The following is a 509-nucleotide window of genomic DNA, read 5'->3' as shown; positions in this document are numbered from 1 at the left end:
GCAGGTAAAGATGGGCTTAGCGTCAATGCTCAAGGTCAATTGACTGGACGTCCAACCACAGCCTTTAGTGGTAACGACGAAGAGAAGACCGTTAATGTTCCCGTTCGTCTTGAGCGAACAGGAGATCGACCAGTTGATACAGTCGTTCCAGTTACCGTTCTTCGAGACACCGATGGCGACGGCACGCCAGACAAGACGGATACTGACGATGACAATGACGGTATCCTAGACGGAGCGGATACCAATCCAAAAGCTGTAGATGCTCTTAGCGCACGATTGACGCCACAAACCGTTGTCGACAAACGTCGTGTTACTCCAGTTACTGTTGTGACACCAAACAAACCAGGTTCAATGATAGCTAGCACAGCAACCAACGGCTTGAGTGTTAACGTTCAAGGTCAATTGGTTGGAACCCCAACAGGTGTATCTTACCGAGGCGATGCGGAAACAGCGACGGTAACTATCCCAGTGACAGTTACCAACCCAGCCGACCGTACGCCGTTTAGAGG

1 pseudogene is annotated in these 509 nt (G+C 50.7%); it reads left to right on the top strand.

The features are described from left to right. Nucleotides 1-509, top strand: a pseudogene (locus tag ACMZ6Z_RS09580) (hypothetical protein); the annotation flags it as partial.

The sequence above is a fragment of the Streptococcus pluranimalium genome, assembly GCF_047785705.1.
Classification (GTDB): Bacteria; Bacillota; Bacilli; order Lactobacillales; family Streptococcaceae; genus Streptococcus; species Streptococcus pluranimalium_A.
Note: the sequence above shows the minus strand (reverse complement) of the source record. Positions and strands in the feature narration are given on the sequence as shown.